This window comes from Streptomyces kunmingensis (assembly GCF_039533535.1).
Lineage (GTDB): Bacteria > Actinomycetota > Actinomycetes > Streptomycetales > Streptomycetaceae > Streptomyces > Streptomyces kunmingensis.
In genome coordinates this window covers 110,387-133,781 of the sequence record NZ_BAAATS010000030.1, presented here as the reverse complement: position 1 = coordinate 133,781, position 23,395 = coordinate 110,387, and the positions used below count along the sequence as shown (strand labels likewise).

Annotated in this window: 21 protein-coding genes and 2 tRNA genes; 20 read left to right on the top strand and 3 right to left on the bottom strand. The window is 70.9% G+C overall.

Going from position 1 to position 23,395, the window contains the following annotated elements; translation table 11 throughout:
* From ABD366_RS33985 to obgE, 5 genes are all read left to right on the top strand, one after another.
* Window positions 1-3,644, top strand: a 3,644-nt coding sequence (locus tag ABD366_RS33985; protein ID WP_344443055.1) for an Rne/Rng family ribonuclease, incomplete at its 5' end; no start/stop codon positions are given.
* Window positions 3,645-3,870: 226 nt separating this feature from the next.
* Complete coding sequence (locus tag ABD366_RS33980) at window positions 3,871-5,199, top strand: phospholipase D-like domain-containing protein (RefSeq protein ID WP_324772179.1); 1,329 nt, start codon at window positions 3,871-3,873, stop codon at window positions 5,197-5,199.
* A gap of 187 nt (window positions 5,200-5,386) precedes the next feature.
* Window positions 5,387-5,707 (top strand): 50S ribosomal protein L21, encoded by a 321-nt coding sequence (rplU, locus tag ABD366_RS33975; protein ID WP_324772180.1) that lies wholly within the window; start codon window positions 5,387-5,389, stop codon window positions 5,705-5,707.
* Window positions 5,708-5,723: 16 nt separating this feature from the next.
* On the top strand, window positions 5,724-5,981 hold the full coding sequence (gene rpmA / locus ABD366_RS33970; RefSeq protein ID WP_026245994.1) for a 50S ribosomal protein L27: 258 nt from the start codon (window positions 5,724-5,726) through the stop codon (window positions 5,979-5,981).
* Between the two features lie 146 nt (window positions 5,982-6,127).
* Window positions 6,128-7,576, top strand: coding sequence for a GTPase ObgE (obgE, locus tag ABD366_RS33965; RefSeq protein WP_324772181.1), 1,449 nt, complete (start codon window positions 6,128-6,130; stop codon window positions 7,574-7,576).
* Window positions 7,577-7,959: 383 nt separating this feature from the next.
* On the opposite strand, the gene ABD366_RS33960 is transcribed toward obgE, so the two are convergent.
* Window positions 7,960-10,053, bottom strand: a complete 2,094-nt coding sequence (locus ABD366_RS33960) for a hypothetical protein (protein ID WP_324772182.1) — start codon at window positions 10,051-10,053, stop codon at window positions 7,960-7,962.
* Window positions 10,054-10,319: 266 nt separating this feature from the next.
* Between ABD366_RS33960 and proB the strand changes: the two genes are divergently transcribed.
* From proB to ABD366_RS33935, 5 genes are all read left to right on the top strand, one after another.
* A complete protein-coding gene (gene proB, locus ABD366_RS33955) occupies window positions 10,320-11,468 on the top strand; it encodes a glutamate 5-kinase (RefSeq protein ID WP_324772183.1) in 1,149 nt (382 codons plus the stop codon).
* A 176-nt stretch (window positions 11,469-11,644) separates the two neighbouring features.
* Complete coding sequence (locus tag ABD366_RS33950; protein WP_324772184.1) at window positions 11,645-12,118, top strand: hypothetical protein; 474 nt, start codon at window positions 11,645-11,647, stop codon at window positions 12,116-12,118.
* A gap of 160 nt (window positions 12,119-12,278) precedes the next feature.
* The gene (locus tag ABD366_RS33945; protein WP_324772185.1) at window positions 12,279-13,568 is read left to right on the top strand and encodes a glutamate-5-semialdehyde dehydrogenase; all 1,290 of its coding nucleotides are present in this window, start codon (window positions 12,279-12,281) and stop codon (window positions 13,566-13,568) included.
* 68 nt (window positions 13,569-13,636) lie between these two features.
* Window positions 13,637-14,227, top strand: a complete 591-nt coding sequence (locus tag ABD366_RS33940; RefSeq protein WP_458860724.1) for an SCO2584 family spore wall biosynthesis protein — start codon at window positions 13,637-13,639, stop codon at window positions 14,225-14,227.
* A gap of 78 nt (window positions 14,228-14,305) precedes the next feature.
* Window positions 14,306-15,385 (top strand): SCO2583 family membrane protein, encoded by a 1,080-nt coding sequence (locus ABD366_RS33935; RefSeq protein WP_324772187.1) that lies wholly within the window; start codon window positions 14,306-14,308, stop codon window positions 15,383-15,385.
* 51 nt (window positions 15,386-15,436) lie between these two features.
* Here ABD366_RS33935 and ABD366_RS33930 read toward each other — a convergent pair whose 3' ends face one another.
* Window positions 15,437-16,540: a M48 family metallopeptidase gene (locus ABD366_RS33930; protein ID WP_324772188.1), complete on the bottom strand. Its 1,104-nt coding sequence runs from the start codon at window positions 16,538-16,540 to the stop codon at window positions 15,437-15,439.
* Window positions 16,541-16,663: 123 nt separating this feature from the next.
* Between ABD366_RS33930 and ABD366_RS33925 the strand changes: the two genes are divergently transcribed.
* The 9 genes from ABD366_RS33925 to ABD366_RS33885 all read left to right on the top strand — a co-directional run bounded on the left by ABD366_RS33925 (window position 16,664) and on the right by ABD366_RS33885 (window position 21,936).
* Complete coding sequence (locus ABD366_RS33925) at window positions 16,664-16,825, top strand: hypothetical protein (protein WP_324772190.1); 162 nt, start codon at window positions 16,664-16,666, stop codon at window positions 16,823-16,825.
* Window positions 16,826-16,971: 146 nt separating this feature from the next.
* Window positions 16,972-17,136 (top strand): hypothetical protein, encoded by a 165-nt coding sequence (locus ABD366_RS33920; protein ID WP_324772191.1) that lies wholly within the window; start codon window positions 16,972-16,974, stop codon window positions 17,134-17,136.
* A 45-nt stretch (window positions 17,137-17,181) separates the two neighbouring features.
* Window positions 17,182-17,844 (top strand): nicotinate-nucleotide adenylyltransferase, encoded by a 663-nt coding sequence (nadD, locus tag ABD366_RS33915; RefSeq protein WP_324772192.1) that lies wholly within the window; start codon window positions 17,182-17,184, stop codon window positions 17,842-17,844.
* 25 nt (window positions 17,845-17,869) lie between these two features.
* On the top strand, window positions 17,870-19,633 hold the full coding sequence (locus tag ABD366_RS33910) for an LCP family protein (RefSeq protein WP_324772193.1): 1,764 nt from the start codon (window positions 17,870-17,872) through the stop codon (window positions 19,631-19,633).
* 138 nt (window positions 19,634-19,771) lie between these two features.
* Entirely contained in the window at window positions 19,772-20,230 is a 459-nt protein-coding gene (rsfS, locus tag ABD366_RS33905) for a ribosome silencing factor (RefSeq protein WP_324772194.1), read from the top strand.
* Window positions 20,227-20,877, top strand: coding sequence for a histidine phosphatase family protein (locus ABD366_RS33900; RefSeq protein WP_324772195.1), 651 nt, complete (start codon window positions 20,227-20,229; stop codon window positions 20,875-20,877). Before rsfS ends, ABD366_RS33900 begins: the two co-directional genes overlap by 4 nt.
* A 110-nt stretch (window positions 20,878-20,987) precedes the next feature.
* Window positions 20,988-21,060: transfer RNA gene (locus ABD366_RS33895), tRNA-Ala, on the top strand.
* A gap of 413 nt (window positions 21,061-21,473) precedes the next feature.
* On the top strand, window positions 21,474-21,692 hold the full coding sequence (locus ABD366_RS33890; RefSeq protein WP_324772196.1) for a hypothetical protein: 219 nt from the start codon (window positions 21,474-21,476) through the stop codon (window positions 21,690-21,692).
* A 10-nt stretch (window positions 21,693-21,702) separates the two neighbouring features.
* Window positions 21,703-21,936, top strand: coding sequence for a hypothetical protein (locus ABD366_RS33885; protein ID WP_324772197.1), 234 nt, complete (start codon window positions 21,703-21,705; stop codon window positions 21,934-21,936).
* On the opposite strand, the gene ABD366_RS33880 is transcribed toward ABD366_RS33885, so the two are convergent.
* Complete coding sequence (locus ABD366_RS33880) at window positions 21,905-23,098, bottom strand: glycosyltransferase 87 family protein (protein ID WP_324772198.1); 1,194 nt, start codon at window positions 23,096-23,098, stop codon at window positions 21,905-21,907. The two genes, ABD366_RS33885 and ABD366_RS33880, sit on opposite strands and share 32 nt — an antisense overlap.
* Before the next feature lie 146 nt (window positions 23,099-23,244).
* On the opposite strand from ABD366_RS33880, the gene ABD366_RS33875 reads away from it, so the two are divergent.
* A tRNA-Ala gene (locus ABD366_RS33875) sits at window positions 23,245-23,317 on the top strand.
* Window positions 23,318-23,395 lie beyond the last annotated feature (78 nt).

The following is a 23,395-nucleotide window of genomic DNA, read 5'->3' as shown; positions in this document are numbered from 1 at the left end:
GTGCCACCCGCGCCGTCTCCGCGCCCTCCGCCGAGCAGGCCGCCGAGCAGGCCGCCGAGCCCGAGGCCGCCGCCGAGGCACCCGCGCCGTCCCGCCGCCGTGCCACCCGCGCCGTGTCCGAGCCCGTCGCCGAGCAGGCCGAGCCGACCGAGCAGGCCGCCGCGCCGGAGGCCGCCGAGGAGCCCGCGCCGCGCCGCCGTCGCCGCGCCACCCGTACCGCTGCCGCGCCCGCCGCCGAGCAGGACGCTGCCGAGGCCCCCGCTGCCGAAGCCCCCGTGGCCGAGGAGCCGCAGGCCGTCGCCGTGCCTCAGGAGCCCGCCGCCGTCGAGGAGCCGGCCGAGGAGGCCGCCCCGCGCCGCAACCGCCGCCGCGCCACCCGCGCCGTCGCCGCCCCCGAGGCACAGGCCGCCGAGCCCGCCGCAGAGGCCCCCGCCGCGCCCGCCGAGGCGCAGCCGGAGCAGGCCGACACCGCCGACGCCGAGGACGCGTCGCCGCGCCGCCGTCGCCGCGCCACCCGTAAGGCCGCGGGCGGCTTCGCCGAGCCGAAGGCCCAGCGGGCCGCCGCCCGGGCCGGCCGGTCCGACGAGGGCGAGAGTGCGGGAGGCCGTCCGAAGCGGCCGTCCGTCGCCGTCTTCCAGGCGCCCGTCTTCACCGAGCCGATGTTCCAGACGCCGGAGCGCGCCGCCGCCGCTGCCGCGGCCGAGGCCGCCGAGGAGAAGCCCGCCGCGGCCGAGCCGGAGCCCGCCGCCGTCGTCGCCGAGGAGGAGCCGGCCCCGCGCCGCAACCGCCGCCGCAAGCGCGCCGCCGACGAGCAGCCGGTCGCCGCCGAGCAGCCCGCCGAGCCCGAGGCCGTCACCGAGACGGCGGACACCGCCGTGGAGGCCGAGGCCGAGGAGCCCGCGGACCAGGACGAGTCCGCCGAGCAGTCCGACGACCACGACGAGAACGGTGACCGTCCGGCCCGTCGCCGTCGCCGCGGTGGCCGCCGCCGTCGCCGCGGCGAGTCCGCCGACTCCGACGCCGACGCCGAGCACGAGCAGGACGCGTCCGACGAGGCCGACGCCGAGCAGGACACCGAGGACGACGCCCAGGACGACGAGCGCGCCGGGCGCCACGACCACGACGAGCGCGACGAGCGTGACGACAGCGGGTCCGGGTCGAGCAGCAGCCGCCGTCGCCGTCGCCGCCGGCGCCGCGCCGGTGACTCGGCTCCCGAGAGCGAGCAGACCGGGGCCGACGACCCGGAGCGCACGGTCGTCAAGGTCCGCGAGCCCCGCAAGAAGGACAGCTTCGCCGAGCGTGAGCGCTCGTCGACCTCCTCGGACGAGGTGCAGTCCATCAAGGGCTCCACGCGTCTGGAGGCCAAGAAGCAGCGCCGCCGTGAAGGCCGCGAGCAGGGCCGCCGCCGCGTCCCGATCATCACCGAGGCCGAGTTCCTGGCGCGTCGCGAGGCCGTCGAGCGCGTGATGGTCGTCCGCCAGAACGGCGAGCGCACCCAGATCGGCGTGCTCGAGGACGACATCCTCGTCGAGCACTACGTCAACAAGGAGCAGGCCACCTCCTACGTCGGCAACGTCTACCTGGGCAAGGTCCAGAACGTGCTGCCGTCGATGGAGGCCGCCTTCATCGACATCGGCAAGGGCCGCAACGCGGTGCTCTACGCCGGTGAGGTCAACTTCGAGGCGCTCGGCATGGCCAACGGGCCGCGCCGCATCGAGACCGCCCTCAAGTCGGGCCAGTCCGTGCTCGTCCAGGTCACCAAGGACCCGATCGGCCACAAGGGGGCCCGCCTCACCAGCCAGATCTCGCTGCCCGGCCGCTACCTGGTCTACGTGCCCGAGGGCTCGATGACCGGCATCAGCCGCAAGCTCCCGGACACCGAGCGGGCGCGCCTGAAGACCATCCTCAAGAAGATCGTTCCCGAGGACGCGGGCGTCATTGTGCGCACCGCCGCCGAGGGCGCGAGCGAGGACGAGCTGCGCCGCGACGTAGAGCGTCTGCAGGGCCAGTGGGAGGACATCCAGAAGAAGTCCAAGCAGATCTCGACGTCGTCGCCGAGCCTGCTGTACGGCGAGCCGGACATGACCGTCCGCGTCGTGCGCGACATCTTCAACGAGGACTTCTCCAAGGTCGTCGTCAGCGGTGACGAGGCGTGGGAGACCATCCACGGCTACGTCAACCACGTGGCGCCCGACCTGGCCGACCGCCTGACGCGGTGGACCAGCGAGGTCGACGTCTTCGCGACGTACCGGATCGACGAGCAGCTCGCCAAGGCGCTCGACCGCAAGGTGTGGCTGCCCTCCGGCGGCTCCCTGGTGATCGACAAGACCGAGGCCATGATCGTCATCGACGTCAACACCGGTAAGTTCACCGGCCAGGGCGGCAACCTCGAAGAGACCGTGACGAGGAACAACCTCGAAGCGGCCGAGGAGATCGTGCGCCAGCTGCGCCTGCGCGACCTGGGCGGCATCGTCGTCATCGACTTCATCGACATGGTCCTGGAGTCCAACCGGGACCTGGTCCTGCGGCGGATGCTCGAATGCCTGGGCCGCGACCGCACCAAGCACCAGGTCGCCGAGGTCACCTCGCTCGGCCTGGTCCAGATGACCCGTAAGCGTGTCGGCCAGGGCCTCCTGGAGTCCTTCTCCGAGACCTGCGTGCACTGCAACGGACGCGGCGTCATCGTCCACATGGAGCAGCCCACGTCGAACGGTGGCGGCGGCAAGCGCAAGAAGCGCCGTGGTGGCGGCGGGGCCGACCAGCACGAGCACGAGGCCGCGTACACCGGCACGGAGTCCGAGTCCGAGTCCGAGGTCGCCGCGGAGGCCGCCGCTCCCGTGGCGCTGCCCGAGCCGGACTTCAACCCGGACGAGGAGCTGTACTCCAGCGCCGCCGAGGCGGAGGCCGCGGCGAGCCGTGGTGGCCGTTCGCGCCGCCGTGCCACGCGCCGCGCGTCGGCCCCGACCGGTGCGCCGAAGGAGCCGGTGGCCCAGGAGGCCCCCGCGCCCGCCCCGGCGCCCGAGCCCGAGCCCGAGCTGGAGCCGGTCGTCGAGGCGGAGGCCCCGAAGGAGCCCGAGCCCGCGCCCGTGCAGGAGGAGACTCCCGCGCCGCGGACGCGTCGCCGGGCCACCCGTAAGGCCAGCGCGCCCGCCGGCTCCCCGAAGGCGTCCTCCCAGGAGGCCGCCGAGGTGACCGTCAGCGAGCCCGTCAAGGCCGCGGAGCCGGAGACCGTCGTGGCCGAGGCGCCGAAGTCCGAGCCGGCCGAGTCCGAGCCGTCCGCGGCTCCGGCCCGCCCGCGCCGCCGCGCCGTGCGCAAGGCGACGGCCCCCGCCACGTCCGAGGAGGCGGCCGTCCTGGTCGTCCCGTCGGCCACGGAGGAGGCCCCGAAGGCCGAGGCCGAGTCCTCCGAGGCGGAGGTCGCCGAGGAGGCGCCCGCCGCCAAGAAGACGGCCCGCAAGACGGCCAAGAAGGCGACGGCGAAGAAGGCCGCCACCAAGAAGACCGCGGCCAAGAAGACGGCAGCGAAGAAGACGACGGCCAAGAAGGCGGCGAAGGCGCCCGCCAAGAAGGCGACCGCGAAGAAGACCGCGGCGGCCGAGCAGCAGTCGGCTCCGTCGGTCTCGGCCGCGGCCGACGAGGCCTGAGGCACCGCCCGGGAGACCGGGCAGGCGACGCCCCCGCACAGCACCGCGCTGTGCGGGGGCTTTGTCGTACCTCCGGCTGCAGGGGCCCCTCGGGTCTCGATGCGCGCTCGATCCGCCCCCGCCTCTTGGAGCCCGGCCCGCCGCCTGCAAAACTCATCCGGTCATAGGAGTGAACGCAGGGGCGCGCGTTGGGGAGACGCGTGCTCGTGCCAGGGGAGGGGTCGCAATGACGCACGTGCGCAACGGAGGCACCGGACGGCACCGTGCCGGGAAGCCGGCAAGGGCCGGACGCCGGGCGGTGGCGCTGGCCACCGTGCTCTCGGCGGCCGGATTGCAGGCGGGCCTCTCCGCGGGCTCCGCGACAGCCGCAGACGTTCCCACCTGGACCGAGGGACCCCTCTTCAACGATCCCCTGGGCACCACGGCGCAGCAGTACGCGATCCGCACCCGCCTGGTCGAGCTGACGAACGCGGCGCTGCCCGGCTCGTACATCAAGGTCGCCGTCTACCACGTGTGGGAGACGACGATCTCCGACGCGCTCGTGGCCGCCAAGAACCGCGGCGTGAACGTGCAGGTCGTCCTCGACTCCTCCAGCGTGAAGGACCGCCCCACCAACCCGGTGTACGCGCAGCTGAAGGCGGCCCTGGGCACCAGCACGCTGAGCCCGTCGTACGTGACGCTGTGCCCCACCGACAAGTCCTGCCTGGGCGATCCCAGGTTCGGCAAGTCGATCATGCACAACAAGTTCTGGCTGTTCTCGGCCGTCCAGGGCGCCACGAACGTCGTCGTGCAGACCACGTCGAACTCGACGCCGTCCGCCAGCACCAAGTTCTTCAACGACGCCCTCCAGCTGCCGAACAACCGGGTCCTGTACGGGGCGTACGCGGACTACTTCGACGACATGGCCGCCAAGCTGTGGAAGGACTGGGACTACCGCACGGTCACCAACGGCCACTACAAGGCGTACTTCTTCCCGCGGGCCGGCACGACCAACTCCACGGACACCCTGTACTCGGTGCTGAACAACGTCTCCTGCACCTACAAGGACGCCACCGGTGTGAAGCGCAGCACCATCGTGCGCGCCGCGATCTTCCAGATCACCCGGCAGGCCATCGCCGACAAGCTCGTCGCGCTGAAGAAGGCCGGCTGCACGGTCAGCATCGAGTACGCCTCCGCCGACGCCGGCACCTGGAAGTCGATGAACGCCACGGGCGCCCCGCCCGCGCGCTGCTACAACGACGACCGGGACCCGCTGAACCCGGGCACCAAGCTCGCGACGCCGTACATCATCCACACCAAGTACGTAGCGATCGACGGCATGTACGACGGCGCCCGCAACAAGATCACGTTCACCGGCTCGCAGAACGCCTCGGGCCCGGCGCTGCGCGAGAACGACGAGGCGTACGTCAAGATCGACGACGACTCCGTGCACGACACGTACCGCACCCACTTCACCAAGGTGTGGAACGTCGCGTACCCGGGGACGAACGACGACACGAATCTGTGCAAGGGCGTCAAGGTCCTGCCGCAGGACGGTGAGGTCAAGACGGCCTGAGGCAGTCGGCCGGGGGCCGGTTTGACCCTGCTCAGGGCAGACCCGTAACCTTGACCGTCGGCGTGTCCATCGATACGCCTCACTCCCGTAAACCTTTTTCCTCCGGGCGTACCCTCTGGGATCGCCTGGAGAGGCCGTCTCGTGCGGCTGGACTGCGGGGGTCCCGTTCCGAGCGAAAGAGAGATCCGTGTACGCCATCGTGCGCAGCGGTGGTCGTCAGCACAAGGTTGCTGTCGACGACATCGTTGAGGTTGACAAGCTTCCCACCGCCAAGGTTGGCGACACCGTAGAGCTCTCTACGCTGCTCGTTGTCGACGGCGACGCCGTGACCAGCGACCCGTGGGTGCTGGCCGGGATCAAGGTCCAGGCCGAGGTCGTGGACCACCACAAGGGCGCGAAGATCGACATCCTTCGCTACAAGAACAAGACCGGCTACCGCCGTCGTCAGGGCCACCGCCAGCAGTACACGGCGATCAAGGTCACTGAGATCCCCGCGGCTGCGAAGTAAGGGTAGGGACTGAGACATGGCACACAAGAAGGGCGCATCGTCCACTCGGAACGGGCGCGACTCCAATGCTCAGCGGCTCGGCGTGAAGCGCTTCGGCGGTCAGACCGTCAACGCCGGTGAGATCCTGGTCCGCCAGCGCGGCACCCACTTCCACCCCGGCAACGGTGTGGGTCGTGGCAAGGACGACACGCTGTTCGCGCTCGACGCCGGTGCGGTGGAGTTCGGTACCCACCGTGGCCGCAAGGTCGTGAACATCGTTCCGGTCGCCGCCTGAAAGGCGTTCTGACCAGTTCTTTTTCGCGAGGCGGACCTCACTTCCCCCTGGGGAAGCGGGTCCGCCTTTCGCGTGTTGTGTATGGATGCAGCACGCCCATACAGCACGCAGCAGCAATTTCCGTAAGTTTCTGGAGGCACTGACCAATGACCACCTTCGTGGACCGCGTCGAACTGCATGTCGCCGCGGGTAGCGGGGGCCACGGCTGTGCCTCCGTCCACCGTGAGAAGTTCAAGCCGCTCGGCGGCCCGGACGGCGGCAACGGCGGCCGTGGCGGCGACGTCATCCTGGTCGTCGACCAGTCGGTGACGACGCTCCTCGACTACCACCACTCCCCGCACCGCAAGGCCACCGCGGGCAAGCCCGGCGAGGGCGGCAACCGCTCCGGCAAGGACGGCGAGGACCTGGTCCTGCCCGTCCCCGACGGCACGGTAGTCCTCGACAAGCAGGGCAACGTCCTGGCGGACCTCGTCGGCGAGGGCACGACCTTCATCGCCGCCCAGGGCGGCCGCGGCGGCCTCGGCAACGCGGCCCTGGCCTCGGCCCGCCGCAAGGCCCCCGGCTTCGCCCTCCTCGGCGTCCCCGGCGACCTGCGCGACGTCGTCCTGGAGCTGAAGACGGTCGCCGACGTCGCTCTGGTGGGCTACCCGAGCGCAGGAAAGTCCTCGCTCATCTCGGTGCTCTCGGCCGCCAAGCCGAAGATCGCCGACTACCCCTTCACGACCCTGGTCCCGAACCTCGGCGTCGTCACCGCCGGCGCCACGGTCTACACGATCGCCGACGTCCCCGGTCTGATCCCGGGCGCCAGCCAGGGCAAGGGCCTGGGCCTGGAGTTCCTGCGCCACGTCGAGCGCTGCTCGGTCCTCGTGCACGTGCTCGACACGGCGACCCTGGAGTCCGACCGCGACCCCGTCTCCGACCTCGACATCATCGAGGCCGAGCTGCGGGAGTACGGCGCGGGCCTGGAGAACCGGCCGAAGATCATCGTCCTCAACAAGATCGACGTGCCCGACGGTCAGGACCTCGCCGAGATGGTCCGCCCCGACCTGGAGGAGCGCGGCTACCGCGTCTTCGAGGTGTCGGCCGTCGCCCACAAGGGCCTCAAGGAGTTGTCGTTCGCGCTGGCCGAGCTGGTGGGCACCGCCCGCGCCGCGAAGCCGAAGGAGGAGGCGACCCGTATCGTCATCCGCCCGAAGGCCGTGGACGACTCCGGCTTCACCGTCGTCCGCGAGGACGCCGAGGGCGAGCCGCTGTTCCGGGTGCGCGGTGAGAAGCCGGAGCGCTGGGTGCGCCAGACCGACTTCAACAACGACGAGGCCGTCGGCTACCTCGCCGACCGGCTCAGCCGCCTCGGTGTCGAGGACAAGCTGATGAAGGCGGGCGCCCGCAGCGGCGACGGCGTCGCCATCGGCCCCGAGGAGAACGCGGTCGTCTTCGACTGGGAGCCCACCATGATGGCGGGCGCCGAGATGCTCGGCCGCCGTGGCGAGGACCACCGTATGGATGAGCCGCGTCCGGCCGCCCAGCGCCGCCGCGACAAGCAGGCGGAGCGGGACGAGGCGGACCAGGAGTACGACGACTTCAAGCCCTTCTAAACGCGAAAAGCGCAGGTCCGGGCCACACTGGCCCGGTCCGGGCAGCGCCGCGTCGGATCGTGCGCATGCAGGGCCGCGCCGCGTCGGATCGTGCTCATGCGGGGCCGCGCCGCGTCGGATCGTGCTCATGCGGGGCCGCGCCGCGTCGGATCGTGCGCATGCGGGGCCGCGCCGCGTCGGATCGTGCGCATGCGGGGCCGCGCCGCGTCGGATCGTGCTCATGCAGGACCGCACGGCGTCGGATCGTGCTCATGCAGGACCGCACGGCGTCGGATCGTGCTCATGCAGGGCCGCGCCGCTTCGGCTTCGGATCGTGCTCATGCAGAAGGGGCCCGGGAGGACATCCTCCCGGGCCCCTTCCGCACGCTCGCGCGCCGCAGGCGCTACGCGTTGACGGCGTCCTCCGACTCCGGGGCGGCCTCCGCCGCCTGCGCCTGGGCCACCTGCTCCTCCACGGAGTCCTCACGCTGCGCGGGGATCTCCGCGTCGCCGCGCGCGGCCATCCGCACCCGGCGCTCGTCGGCGCGGGCGCACAGGGCGCGCACGGCCGCGTTGAAGCGGTCGATGGACGGCGGGTCCGAGGGGCCCAGGAGGTGCTCCTTGAGCTCCAGACGCGCCTCGGCGTACACATCGTCGCTCTCGCCGCGCACGGCCGCGAGAAGCCCGGGCACGCCGTCCGCGTCGGGCGCCAGGATCGTCGCGGCGCCCACTGTCGGGAAGCCGGTGCGGAACTCCGCCTCCGTGAGGCCCGAGGTATTGGCGACGGCGTACGGCTTCTCGCTGGCCAGCCAGTCGGAGACGACCGAGGAGACATCGGAGACCAGTACGTCGGCCTGGTTGAAGCAGCCGAAGATCGCGGGCCGGGCCTCGGTGACGATCCGGTGCTCCCACTCGGGGAACGAGGCCCAGTACGCCTCCTCCCACGCCGCCGTCGCCTCGGCCACGGCAGCCGCCCGGCCACCGTCGGGCCTGCCCTGCAGCAGCATCTTCTCCATCTCGTCGGCGCTGGTGCGGAACGAGGTGGAGGTCAGCTTGTCGAGCGCCTCGGCGCGGCGGGCCAGCTCGGCGGCGGCCTCGGGGCCGGGGCGGGGACCGGAGCGGCGCGTGTTGGCCTCGCGGATCATCGCCATGATGCGCTCATTGGCGGCGCCCGCGGCCGGGACCTGCGAACCGGTCATCGGGTGCGGCTTGTAGATCAGCCGCACCCGGTCGTCGGCGAGCAGGTGCCGCACGATGTTCTCGCCGGCCAGGATCACGGAGGTGTTGCCGGGGTTGCCGTCCCAGCCCTCCCACGTGGGGGCGTACAGGACGGTCGTGAAGTCACCGCCGGCCGGGCCCGAGGCGACCTTGATGGGGGACAGCTGCGGGCGGCCCACCTCGACGACGTCCTTGTCCTCGACGCCGACGTCGGCCAGCTGGTAGCGGTCGCGGGCCGCGGGGCCCGCCACCCACACCTCGTCGTACGCCTTCGCGTACGGGTTGCAGGACGAGAGCTTGTCGGACTCGCCGTGGTTGATGAACGCGTGCTTGACCGTCGGGATGCGCAGCACCTGCGAGGTCTTCGCCGCGTTCGCCGGGTGGAGCATCATCTTCAGCGTCGAGTTCTCCAGGGAGAACATCGAGGCGACCTTCGGGAAGCAGATGATCGGCACGTCGGTGGCGTCGATCTTGTTCACCATGAAGCGCTCACGCAGCACGATCAGCGGCTTGCCGTCCGCGTCGGCGAGGGTGGAGAGCCACATGTTCGCCTGGTACGCGGAGGTCGTGCCGCCGGAGAAGTACATGGCGACGGTCGGCTCGTACTCCGCCAGCCAGTTGTCCAGCCACGCCATGACCTTCGCCTCGTTCAGCGCCCGCTTCTTGGGCAGCAGCCACGTGGCCAGGTAGAGCATGCCGCCGCCGAACAGGACGATCGAGAGGCCGATACCGATACCGCCCCAGAACGCGTGGGTCGTGGCGGCCGTCAGCAGCAGGCCCGCGGTGGCCGGGATCGAGAAGGCCAGCATGCGGTGGCTGGAGCGGCGGGCCAGGATGCGCGGCGGGGCCGCGGACAGCCGCAGCGCCGAGGCGTCGATGTTGCGGGTGAGGATCGGCAGCGTACGGGTGCGGCGCACCAGGACCGCCGCGGCCTGGCAGCCGAAGTGCAGCACGTACACGGCCAGGAGCGCGAACAGGAGTGGGGCCTGCTCGCCCATCGGTTCGATGCCGTCGATGCGCAGCAGGCCGACCAGGATCAGCATGTCGCGCAGCAGCTGTCGCACGGTGACGTCGAAACGCACCTTGGCCAGGAGGGACAGGAGGCCCGGCTGCTTGTACTGCAGGTAGGTGTCGAGAGCGATCCCGGCCGCGCTCGCGGCGACGAACACCGGAACATAGGGCAGGGACGCGCTGACGAGCTGGGCCGCATAGAGCGCGAACATCGCGAGCAGCGCTGAGAGCTGCACGACGCGGCGCGGGGCAAGTCCGGCGGAGGGCACGGGCTGGGCTCCTGGGGCAGTAATAGGGGGGATCAGTGAGGGTCGCGACCGTGGGGGGTGGGCCACCTCAGTAAAGGCTGACCACTGACCGTATGACTTCTGAAGGCCCCCAAGCAATCCTCCGTGACGGCAGTCACCTGAAAAAGGGGCAAAGGACATGGAACCTGAAGGACCAAATTCCCGTCAGGGGTTCGGCCGTCCGGGGAATCGTCCGCTCCTCGAAACCCCGGAGCGTCCGCATGGTCACTTCACGTAGATTGCGGAGCATGTCAGGGGCAACACGTGCGGCACGGCAGAGCGTGGCGGAAGCGCGCAGGATCGTGGTCAAGGTCGGATCGTCATCGCTCACCACGGCCGCGGGGGGCCTGGACGCGGACCGCGTCGACGCTCTCGTGGACGTACTGGCGAAGCACCACGGGCGCGACGGCCGCGGGGAGAAGGAGATCGTCCTCGTCTCCTCCGGCGCCATCGCCGCCGGACTCGCCCCGCTCGGCCTGACCCGCCGCCCCAAGGACCTCGCCCGCCAGCAGGCCGCGGCCAGCGTGGGACAGGGACTCCTGGTGGCGCGCTACACCGCCTCCTTCGCCCGCTACGGCGTCCGCGTCGGCCAGATCCTTCTCACCAGCGACGACATGGCCCGCCGCGCCCACCACCGCAACGCCTCGCGCACCGTCGACCAGCTCCTCGCCATGGGCGCTCTCCCCGTCGTCAACGAGAACGACACCGTCGCCACCGACGAAATCCGCTTCGGCGACAACGACCGGCTGGCCGCCCTCGTAGCCCATCTCGTCCACGCGGACCTGCTCGTCCTCCTCTCCGACGTCGACGGCCTCTACGACGGCGACCCCAGCAAGCCCGGCGCCTCCCGCATCGCCGAGGTGCGCGGCCCCGCCGACATCGCCCACGTCAAGATCGGCAGCGCCGGTAAGGCGGGCGTCGGTACCGGCGGCATGGTCACCAAGGTCGAGGCCGCCTCGATCGCCGCGGCGGCCGGCATCCCCGTCGTCCTCACCAGCGCCAGCCACGCGGCCGACGCCCTGGCCGGCCGCGACACCGGCACGTACTTCGACCGCACGGGCCGGCGCAGCGCCGACCGGCTGCTCTGGCTCCAGCACGCGTCCACCCCGCAGGGCTCCCTCACCCTCGACGACGGTGCCGTACGGGCCGTGGTCGAGCGGCGCACCTCGCTGCTGCCCGCCGGGATCGCCGCCGTGGAGGGCGACTTCAGCGCGGGCGACCCGGTCGAACTGCGTGACGAGAACGGCCGGGCGGTCGCCCGCGGTCTGGTCAACTTCGACGCCAAGGAGATCCCTCAGCTGATCGGCCGCTCCACCCGGGAGCTCGCCCGCGATCTCGGCCCCGCCTACGAACGAGAAGTCGTACACAGGGACGATCTGGTCCTCCTCCGGGCGTGATCCGCGTCCGTCCGCCTTCGAAACAGTCGTGTAAAAGGCCGAAAGCCTGCCACCAGCGGGGGACCTTCCGTAAAACCGCCCCACGACGTCTCGTGTCCTGCTCAACTCTTGATGCAGGTAGTTCAAGCAGTCCATGCAGAGCGGTTCCGCACGACCATTGCGCAAAGGAGGCCGTCGTGAGACGAGTGCGCCCGGGGGCGACGCCCCGAGGGTCGGCGGAGCGAGCACTGATGAGCGTGGCCGCCGGGGACACGTACGAGCGGGAGACCGCGGGCGACGCTGGGTCCGACGGAGGGATGGCCGAAGAGGGCCCCCGCCTCTGGCACATCACGCTCAGCGTCTCGGGCGCCGACGCCCCCATCGCCGAGGTGCGCCGAGGCCTCGAACAGCTCGCGCACGACCACCCCTTTCTCCTGACCAGCCGCTACGCGGTCGACCACGCGGAGATCCGCTACTGGGAAGAGGCCCGCGACCTGCACGACGCCGCCGCCGTGGCCCTGCGGCTGTGGGGCGAGCACCGCCAGACGTCGCAGCTGCCGCCCTGGGAGATCGTGGGCCTGGAGGTCATCGACCGGCAGACCTACCACCAGCGCATCGCGGAAGGCTACGGTCCGCTCCCCGCGACCCCGGTGGGTGTACACCCGTTCTAGACGGGCATCCGGTCCAGGCGCACCCCGCCGAGCGTGCACCCCTTCCAGGTATGAGCCCGTTTCAAACGGCCCACCTGCGCCGGCCTGCCCCTTTTCGGCCATGTCTCACCTCCCGGAACAGGATCTGGACGCCCACCCGTCCCCCGTTACCCTGCGGAGCATGACGTCGCCTTCGCTCAACCCGTACGACTCGATGACCCCGGTCACCCGGGCCGCCTACCGCGCCCGCGCCGCCGCCAACGACCTCGCCCCGCTGCCGCGCGCGGAGAAGGACGACGCACTGGCGGCGATCGCCGACGCCCTCGAAGTGCGCACCGCGGAGATCGTCGAGGCCAACGCCGAGGACATCGCCCGCGCCCGCGAGGCAGGCACCAGCGAGTCGATCATCGACCGGCTGACCCTGACCCCCGAGCGGGTCCGCGCCATCGCCTCCGACGTGCGCGACGTCATCGCCCTGCCCGACCCGGTCGGCACGGTCGTCCGCGGCAACACCCTCCCGAACGGGATCGACCTGCGCCAGGTCCGCGTACCCCTCGGCGTCGTCGGCATCATCTACGAGGCCCGTCCGAACGTGACGGTCGACGCCGCGGCCCTCTGCCTCAAGTCCGGCAACGCCGTGCTCCTGCGCGGCAGTTCCTCCGCGTACGCCTCGAACACCGCACTCGTGCGCGTGCTCCGCGACGCCGTCGGCGGCAGCGGGCTGCCCGCCGACGCCATCCAACTCGTGCCCGGTGACAGCCGCGACTCCGTCACCGAACTCATGCGCGCCCGCGGCCTCGTCGACGTCCTGATCCCGCGCGGCGGTGCCTCCCTCATCAAGAACGTCGTGGAGAACTCGATCGTGCCCGTCATCGAGACGGGTACCGGCAACTGCCACGTCTACGTCGACGCCCACGCCGACCTCGACATGGCCGTCGACATCCTCGTCAACTCCAAGGCGCAGCGCCCCTCGGTCTGCAACGCCGCCGAGACGCTCCTCGTCCACCAGGACATCGCCGACGCGTTCGTGCCGCGCGCCCTGGACGCGCTCGCCGACGCGGGCGTCACCGTCCACGCCGACCCGCGGATCCTCGCCTACGCGGACCGCTCCAAGGCCACCGTCGTCGAGGCGACCCACGACGACTGGGAGACCGAGTACCTCTCGTACGACATCGCGGCAGCCGTCGTCGACGACCTCGACAAGGCCGTCGAGCACATCCGCCTGTGGTCCTCCGGGCACACCGAGGCCATCGTCACCACCTCCCAGCAGGCCGCCCGCCGCTTCACCCAGCTCGTGGACTCCACGACCGTCGCGGTCAACGCCTCGACCCGGTTCACCGACGGCGGCCAGTTCGGCTTCGGCGCCGAGATCGGCATCTCCACCCAGAAACTGCACGCCCGCGGCCCCATGGGCCTCCCTGAGCTGACGAGCACCAAGTACATCGTCACCGGCGACGGTCACACCCGTTAAGCAGTGATGTGTGAGGTGAATTCCCTTACCGTCTGCCCAAATTGACCCCTCAGGTCTACTCTGGACGGGTGCCGGAGGACGTGGGGGGCGCGCCGTTCCCGGACGGCTGGGAGCCCGACGACGACCACGACCGCGGGGGCTGGGACGAAGAGTTCGCCTCCGTGGTCTTCGACGAGGACTTCGTGAAGGCCGCCGAGGTCCATGAGCCCACCGCGGTCGAGCGGCTGCTCGCCGCGGCCCAGGCGCGCGCCGAGGCCCAGGAGGCCGAGTCCCGCAGGGCACGCACGCGCCGCGGACCGGACGACGACTTCTACGAGGACGGCGACGGCTACGGGCTGGACGGCGCGGCCGGATTCGGCCGGGTGCCGGACGACGCCGACGGCCTGTACGAGGAGGGCCTGGAGCAGGACGGCAGGGGCGGCCCGCACGCGGGCATGGTCCGCTGGCGCAGGCCCGTCGCCTGGGCGCTCGCCCTGCTCATGGGCGTCGGCATGGTCGCCCTCGCCTTCACGGCCGTCTACCGGGGCGCCTCGGCCGGCCGCCAGGACCAGGTCCCGCCACCCGCCACGACGGAACTGGAGAAGAGCCTCCCGGGCCCGCCCTCCGCCTCCGCCGACTACTCCCAGCCTGCGGTTTCGGCGGTCCCGCGGTCCCCCTGAGCGGCCGGGCGCCGGACCCGCGGAAGTTGTCGTGCACCAGGGCGTTTACTGGCGGGCCCGAAGACCTAACCTGAAGGTATGGACGGGCCAGGAGACCCACCGGAGGGCACGCCGGAAGGTGGTCCCGTCGGTGGCGGCAGCGAGGACGAATACCGATCCGTCGTGTTCGACGAGTCGTTCGTCCGGGCTGCCCGGCTCCAGGAGTTCTCCGCCCAGGAGCGGATCACCGACCACGCCCCCGCCGTGCGCCGCACGCCCGCGCTGCGCCGCGGTCTGACCAGGCAGGCCGTCATACTCGTCGCCCTGATCGTCATCGCCTTCGGCACCGCGATCTACATGGGCGTCCGCAGCCCGTACCGCACGGCCCCCGCGGCCCGGCACACCGAACCGCTGCGGATGACCGTGATCCCGCTCGCCCCGGGCGCGGCGGTCCCCGGCTCCGTCTCCGCCGACGACCTGTACGAGCACAGCCCGGCCGCGCAGTTTGGGACCGCCGCCGACGGCATCGCGCTGCCGTCCGACATCCGGCGCACCGCGCACTTCTCCGACAGTCAGGTCGTCACCGCCCTGACCACCGCCAAGGACTATCTCGTCGACTCCTCGCTCGATCCGGACGTGCTCACCGGGGGAGCGGTGCGGCCCGTACGCATGCTCGTCGACCCGCGCCAGCTCGACCAGTTCGACCAGAGCTTCGAGAGGCCGGTCGCGGACGGGCGGCACGCGGCGACCGGCTGGCTCGTCCGCTTCGACCCGGCGCAGGCCGAGCTCGCCGACCCGCACATCCGCGTCCGGGGGACGCTGCACGCGGCCGAGACCGACACGGACACCCTCGAGGTGACCTCCGACCACACCTTCGTGTACGCGCTGCGGCCCGCGGGTGCCATCGACACCGCGCGGGCCTCCCTGTTCACGGTCCGCCGCGAGCTGCACTTCCGCTTCGACCGCGAGGACCTGCGCAACCACCAGGCCGAGGTGCTCGTGTCCTACGTCCAGGCGGGCCCGCTCTCCTGCTCCGCGGACCTGGCCGAGCATCTGCACCCGCTGCTGGCGGGCCAGACGGCGAAGAAGGACGGACCGGCGGGCACCGACCCGTACGCGACGGGCAGTGCGACCGCGCTGTGCGGCGCGCTCGCACCGAGCGCCCAGCCGGCCGTCTGACTCCGCGCCCGGCCCGTCCGACCCTTCGTCCGATGCGGGTACGGGGACCGGTCAGCTCCCGGTGTCGTCCTGGGTGCCGTGGTTGCCGGTGTTGCCCCCGCCGCCTCCGGTCCCGTTCCCGTTCCCGAAGTTGCCGAAGCCGCGGCGGACCCGGCCGCCGAGGTCACCCGCGCCGCCCGCGATGTCGCTGACCAGCTTCATCAGCGGGTCCTTCGAGTTCTTCACGTGGTCCGAGTAGTGCGCGGCCGACTCCCGGAACGAGTCGGTCACCTTGGTCTCCTTGTCCTCGGTGCGGCGCGGGTAGTGCCCGTCCATCAGCCGCTGGAAGTCCCGGGACTCGGCCCACTTCTTCAGCTCCGCGGCACGCACCGTCGTGAACGGGTGGGAGCGCGGCATCACGTTCAGGATCTTCAGGACCGAGTCGCGCAGATCGCCCCCGGCCTCGTACTCCTCGGCCTGCTTGAGGAACGCGTCCACGTTCATCTCGTGCAGGTGGTTGCCGCCCGCGATCTTCATCAGGCCGCGCATGGAGGACTGAAGGTCCTGGCCGACCAGCAACCCGGCGCGGTCCGCGGAGAGTTCGGACTTGCGGAACCACTCGCGCAGCGCCGTCACGATCGCCATGATCGCGAGGTTGCCGAGCGGGATCCACGCCACGCGCAGCGCGAGGCTGGTCAGGAAGAGCAGTATCGTCCGGTAGACGGAGTGCCCGGACAGCGCGTGGCCCACCTCGTGGCCGACGACCGCCCGCATCTCCTCCTCGTCGAGCAGCTCCACCAGACCGGTGGTGACGACGATGATCGGCTCGTCGAGGCCGATGCACATCGCGTTCGGCTGCGGGTCCTGATTGACGTACATCGGCGGGACCTTCTCCAGGTCCAGGATCTGACAGGCGTCCCGCAGCATCGCGTTCAGGTGCGCGAACTGCTCGTCCGACACGCGCACGGAGTCCGACAGGAAGAGCAGGCGCAGGCTGCGCTCAGGAAGCAAACCGCTCAGTGCCTTGAAGACGGTGTCGAACCCGGTGAGCTTGCGCAGCGCCACCAGGGCCGAGCGGTCCGCGGGGTGTTCGTACGCCCGTGAGGAGATCCCCGGAAAGCTCCGGCGCTGCCTGCTGGGTACGTTCTCGTGCTGCTCGTTCGGTACGTCGGGCATGCGGCCCCCCATGTCGATGGCATGTCGATGTAGCTCGGTTGTCGCTCGGTTGTGCCCCCAAGGCTGGATCCACAGTAGGCGGAGATACCGTGACGGGGCAGCACACAGAAGGAGCGAACCGTCATGGATCACCACACCGACGCCGCCGGACTCGGGCACATCGTCTCTGCCGCCGCGTCCGACCAGGGCCCCGGCGCACTCCTGCGCATCGTGCTGGTCGTCGCCATCCTGGGCGCCGTCTTCATGGCCTGGTTCCTGCTGCGCGGCTACAAGCGCGACGACTGACACCGGTTTCCGCGACTCGTCCCTGCGACCGTACGAGGGTGTCCGTGGCCCGTACGGCAGAGTCGCCGTGAGCGCCGTGAGGGCTCCCGCTTACGATGGGTCAGAAGTCTTTATCCCGATCCCACACCGGATAGGTCCTGCTGAAGATGAGCCTCCACAGCCCCGTTGCCCAGCTGGCCACTCTCGCTGCCGAGGGCGGCGAGCACGGCGGCAACCACGAGAGCATCAGCCCCCTCATGACGGGCGGTGCCGCCTTCGTCATCCTGATTCTCATGCTGTGGATCGTGACCCGCTTCAACCGCGACCGCTGAGCCGGGGCACCGAGCACTCGGATCGGGCCAGTAGGCTCTGCACGCATGGGAGCGCAGGACATGCCTACCGGCCCGGTCAACAGCCCGGCCGGCGGCCCGGATCGCGAGTGGGACTCGCCCGCCAAGCGGCGCCTCGGCGTCATGGGCGGAACGTTCGACCCGATCCACCACGGACATCTGGTGGCGGCCAGTGAGGTCGCCGCGCAGTTCCACCTCGACGAGGTGGTCTTCGTGCCGACCGGGGAGCCGTGGCAGAAGAGCGACAAGCAGGTCTCGCCGGCCGAGGACCGCTATCTCATGACGGTCATCGCGACCGCCGAGAACCCGCAGTTCTCCGTGAGCCGGATCGACCTCGACCGCGGCGGTCCGACGTACACCACGGACACGCTGCGCGATCTGCGCGCGCTCAACCCGGAGACGGACCTCTTCTTCATCACGGGCGCCGACGCCCTGGGTCAGATCCTGACCTGGCGATACACCGAAGAGCTCTTCTCCCTGGCACACTTCATCGGCGTCACCCGGCCCGGTCATCCGCTCACCGACCCGGGCCTCCCCGAGGGCGGTGTCTCGCTCGTCGAGGTGCCGGCACTCGCGATCTCGTCCACGGACTGCCGGGACAGGGTGGCCAAGGGGGACCCCATCTGGTACATGGTGCCGGACGGTGTGGTGCGCTACATCGACAAACGCCGGCTGTACCGAGGCGAATGACCCTGCACCGCCGAGAGGGGCATCGGTGAACGACCGCTACGACGGTTACGACCAGCGCAACGACGCGTACGAGCTGGTCGGCTACGACGAGTACGGCCAACCGGTGTACCGGCAGGTCCAGCAGGCGCCGTCGTACGAGAACAACGCGTCCGGTTCGGCGTACGGGTACGGCTACGACCCGTACGCGACCGGGCAGCAGCAGCCGGTACCGCCGGCTCCGCCGCAGCAGCAGCCCGCTCAGCCCTACGATCCGTACGGCGCCGGCGGCTACGACCCGTACGGGCAGGCCGCGGGGACGGGGCAGCAGGCACGGGTCCCGCAGCAGCAGTACCAGGACCAGCAGGCTCAGCAGTCCCACCAGGCACAGCAGTCCCACCAGGCACAGCAGGCGCACCAGGGCCAGCAGGCTCAGCATGCGTCGCGGCAGACCGAGCAGGCCACCGCCTACATCCCGCAGCAGGCGCCGCCGCAGGAGCCCGACGGGCAGGGGCGGCAGGACCGGCGTGCGCCGCAGGAACCGGACGACCGGGAGTACCACACCGAGCAGTTCTCCTTCGTGGAGGAGCCGGACGAGAACTCCGAAGACGTCATCGACTGGCTGGCGTTCACCGAGTCCCGCAGTGAGCGGCGCGAGGAAGCCAGACGGCGCGGCCGCAACCGGGTCGTCGCCCTCGTCGTCGTCCTCGCCCTGTGCCTGGTCGGCGGCGTCGGCTACCTCTGGTACGCGAACAAGCTGCCGTTCCTCTCCAAGGGCGACGCGAAGACCGGCGGCGCGGCGGCGACCGGCCCGCAGAACCGCGACGTCATCGTCGTCCACCTGCACAACACCAAGGGCGGCGGCACCTCCTCGGCGCTGCTCGTCAACAACGCCACGACGAAGCAGGGCACCACCGTCCTGCTGCCCAACTCCCTTGCCCTGAGCGGCGACGACGGCTCCGCCACCACGCTCGGCAAGTCCGTCGACGACGACGGCTCCTCCGGCACCAGCGGCGCCATCGACACCCTCCTCGGCACGGACGTCGAGGGCACCTGGCGCCTCGACACCCCCTACCTCAACAACCTCGTCGAACTCGTCGGCAACATCGAGCTGTCCACGAACACCGACGTGCCCGACCCGGCCAAGAAGGGCACCACCCTCGTCCACAAGGGCGAGGCCCAGACCCTCTCCGGCCCGATGGCCGTCGCCTACGCCACCTACCAGGGCAAGGGCGAGGCCGAGACGGCGCAGCTCATGCGGTTCGGGCAGGTCATGCAGGGCGTACTGCGCAAGCTGTCGTCCGACCCGCAGGCCGCGACGACCACCGTGCAGACGCTCGCCCAGATCCTCGACCCGTCGCTGACCGAGAAGGACCTCGGCGCCTTCCTCGCCAAGCTCGCCGACCACGCCAAGGAGGGCGACTACAAGACCGCCGTGCTGCCGGTCCAGCAGAACGGCGCCCTCTCCGAGTCGGCCGCGAACTCCGTCGTGAAGGACGTCCTCGGCGGCACCGTGAAGGCTCCCGCCAAGGGTGACTCGCTGCGCATCGCCGTCAAGAACGCCACCGGGGACAAGGCCCGCACCGAGAAGGCCCGCGTCGCCCTGGTCAACGGCGGCTACACCTTCGTCGAGGGCGGCACCGGCACCTCCGTGGCCGCCTCCCAGGTCACCTACGGCGACGACGCCCGCAAGGACGACGCCGTCGAGGTCGCCAAGACGCTCGGCCTGCCGACCTCGGCCGTGAAGAAGACCGAGGCCGCCGCGAACGCGGACGTGTCCGTCGTCCTCGGCCAGGACTACACCGGCAAGTGACCCTCCCGGCGGCCCCGCAACCCCTGCGGGCCGGGGCCGTCGGGAATGCCGTAAGGCCGGCCGGTGGACCGTGAGACCCTTGAGGTACCCCCGTCAGCCATATCCCGGGGGATCTGACCGCCGACGGAAAGCCTTGTAGTGACCGCCACTGACCGTTCCCTCGAGCTCATCACTGTCGCCGCACAGGCGGCCGCGGACAAGCTCGCGCACGACATCATCGCCTACGACGTCAGCGACGTGCTGTCCATCACGGACGCCTTCCTGCTGGCCTCCGCGCCCAACGACCGCCAGGTCAAGTCGATCGTCGACGAGATCGAGGAGCAGCTGAACAAGCAGCTCGGCACCAAGCCGGTCCGCCGCGAGGGCGACCGCGACGCCCGCTGGATCCTGCTCGACTACGTCGACATCGTCGTCCACGTCCAGCACAGCGAGGAGCGTGTCTTCTACGCCCTGGAGCGCCTGTGGAAGGACTGCCCCGAGCTGGAGCTGCCCGCCGACGCCAAGGCCACCCGTGGCAAGGGCGCGGAGCACTCCCAGCGCGAGCAGGCCGCGGCCGAAGCGGAGGAGATGCGCGAACTCGGCGGTGAGGTGCTTTGACCAGCGGCTCCCCCCGGGGCCGCCGCGTCGTCCTGTGGCGGCACGGCCAGACGTCCTGGAACCTGGAGCGCCGCTTCCAGGGCACCACGGACATCGAGCTGACCGAGGCCGGCGGCGCCCAGGCCCGCCGCGCCGCCCGGCTGCTCGCCTCGCTGAAGCCGGACGCCATCGTCGCCTCCGACCTCAGGCGGGCCGCCGCCACCGCCGCTGAGCTGGCCGCTCTCACCGGCCTCGACGTCACGTACGACGAGGGTCTGCGCGAGACGTACGCCGGCGAGTGGCAGGGCCTCACGCACGACGAGATCATCGCGCGGTACGGCGAGCAGTACGCCGCGTGGAAGCGCGGCGAGCCGGTGCGCCGCGGCGGCGGTGAACTGGAGACCGAGGTCGCCGACCGGGCGGCGCCCGTCGTGCTGCGGCACGCGGACAAGCTGCCGGAGAGCGGCCTGCTCGTCGTGGTCAGCCACGGCGGCACCATCCGCACCACCATCGGTCGCCTCCTGGGTCTGGAGTCCCAGCACTGGGAGGGACTCGGCGGGCTGTCGAACTGCTGCTGGTCCGTCCTCGGCGAGGGCGCGCGCGGCTGGCGGCTGCTCGAGCACAACGCGGGCACGCTGCCCGAGCCGGTCCTCGGCGACGACGACTGAACCGGTCCCCGTGGGCCGCGGGGACCGGATTTCACTTTCGGGCAGGTCGCAAGCTAAAGTTCTTCTTGTTCGGGCCGCCGGGAAAACAACCGGGGAGAAGAACACAGCACGGGGCTATAGCTCAGTTGGTAGAGCGCCTGCATGGCATGCAGGAGGTCAGGAGTTCAATTCTCCTTAGCTCCACAGGAATCGAAGATCCCGTCCCGTCAGGGGCGGGATTTTTCGTTGCCCGATCCGTCTGCTTCTCCGTTGCGTACGCCACGCCCACCCGTGGATGGGGCGGCCCTGCTCCTGCCGGGTACTGCGCGTCCCCGGCGTCGGCCGGACCGTCCTGCGGATCCTCTCCGCGATACCTCTCCTTCGCGGCGCGTTTTTCCTCGACCGCCTTGAGTCGTCCGGGGCCTCGGGGGCGTATACCTCTGCGAATGCGCTCTTGATATGCGCGTATGCGCTGGCCGGGGCGGCTGTCTTGGGTGCCGTGTCCGGACTGGTACGCCGGCGTCGCTGACCGTATTGCTCCGGCCGTGGCAGAATCGGACGGCCGGAAGGGGGCTGCGTCCGACCGACGAAGACGGCCCGACGGGAGGGAGTGCACGATGCCCTTGAGCATCATCGAGGAGGCCGACCGCCTCCTCGGCGTAACCGTGTCACCTGCCGAGTTCCCGTCTCCGTCCCCTTCCTCCGGTGCTGTCCCCCTTGTCATGGATGTTCCCCTCACCTGTCCGTCCTGCGGCTCCTTCCACGTCGCCCAGATGCTGGGTGACAACGGCGGGATCTCGTACGTGTGCACGGCCTGCGGCCACAGCTGGAGCTGAGCTGATCAACATGGGGTCACACAGGCGGAAGTGCGACTGGTGCGGCGGTGGTACGCCCATCGTGCGCGACATGGAGCCGGTCAACCCGGACTACCAGTACTGGTGCGAGGAGTGCGCGCGGGCGCTGATCATAAAGGGCGACCCGATCGAGACGTATCGGGAACTGGAGGGCGAGCCGATCTACGGCCGACTCCTCGACGAGCACTGCACCCTCAAGCGGTTCTACTCGTTCGCCACAGCCTGACCCCGCAGTACGCCAAGAAGGCGCATGCCACTCCTACGTAGAGGGCTGTCAGCAGCAACTGCTCGCCGCTCTGCTGGAGTTCGGGCCTGCTGCGGCCGTGCGGGACCCACCACAGTGTGTACGAGCAGAACGGCACTGCCATGAGCGCGGCGGTGCGGCGGCGGCCCGACTCCCACACCAGGAGGACCAGCGGCACGCACCACACCCAGTGATGCGACCAGGAGACCGGGCTCACCAGCAGCGCCGTCGTCGCGCACGCCACCACGGCCTCGGCCCGCCGGCCCCGCACCGCCGCCACGACGGCGACCGTGAGGCCCACCGCGCCCGTCACGGCGGCGGCCGGCACCCACCACGGGCTCGGGTCGCCGGTGTGCAGGAGCCGGGCGAGGACGCCGCGCAGCGACTGGTTCGCGGTGTCCTCGGCGTGACCCACCCGGCTCGCCTCGAAGACCATCCGGGTCCAGAAACGGCGTGAGTCATGGGGCAGGACCACGGCGGCCAGGGCCGTGGCGGCGGTGAACGCGCACCCCGCCACGCACGCGTGCCGCACCCACGGCCGCCAGCTGCCCCTCCCGGTCGCCGCCAGCGTGATCCCGGTGCACAGCAGGAAGACGACGAACAGCGCCGGCGTCAGCTTGATCGCCGCCGCCGCTCCGATGCCGACGCCCGCCCAGCGGTGCCCCGGCCGCCGCGTCAGATCCCACAGGACCAGCACGGCCAGCAACAGATTGACCTGCCCGTAGCGCAGCGTCGTCCACACCGGCTCGCACCACACGGCGCCCGCCGCCACCCACAGAGCGTGCTCCACGCGCGCGTGGCGCCCGACGAGCCGCAGGGAGAGATATACGAAGGCGACCAGCAGAGCGAGGTTCGTGACGGTCGCCGCGGCCTGCATGGTGGCGACGTCCAGGAGCGTCAGCGGCGTGAACAGCAGCGCAGCGAACGGCGGATACGTGGTCGGCAGCCGGGCGTGCGTCGTGCGCAGCGCGTACAGGTCGCTCCCGGCTCTGACGGTCGCGCCCTCCGCTCTGTAGACCATCAGGTCGATCATCGAGACGTGGGCGGCGCGCTGGGCGATCCAGAAGCTCACGAAGGAGAGCAGGCAGACGCCCAGGGCTGCGGGCACACGGCGGCGGGTGCGGGGCAGGACGAGCACGGTCACGTCAGGGGACCCTAGTGGCCACAACCGTCCTCTTTCCGCACAGAGCGGGTCAGATGGGAAACGATTTGGTGGAGCACCTGGGTGACCGTGTAATGTTGGCGTCGCCGCCGGGGAAACCGACAGGAAGACCGGGCGGAACACAGCACGGGGCTATAGCTCAGTTGGTAGAGCGCCTGCATGGCATGCAGGAGGTCAGGAGTTCAATTCTCCTTAGCTCCACAGAAATCGAAGGCGGGTCATCCGATCGGATGACCCGCCTTCGTCTGTTCCCCGGGGCTATCGTCCGCCCGGCCCGCG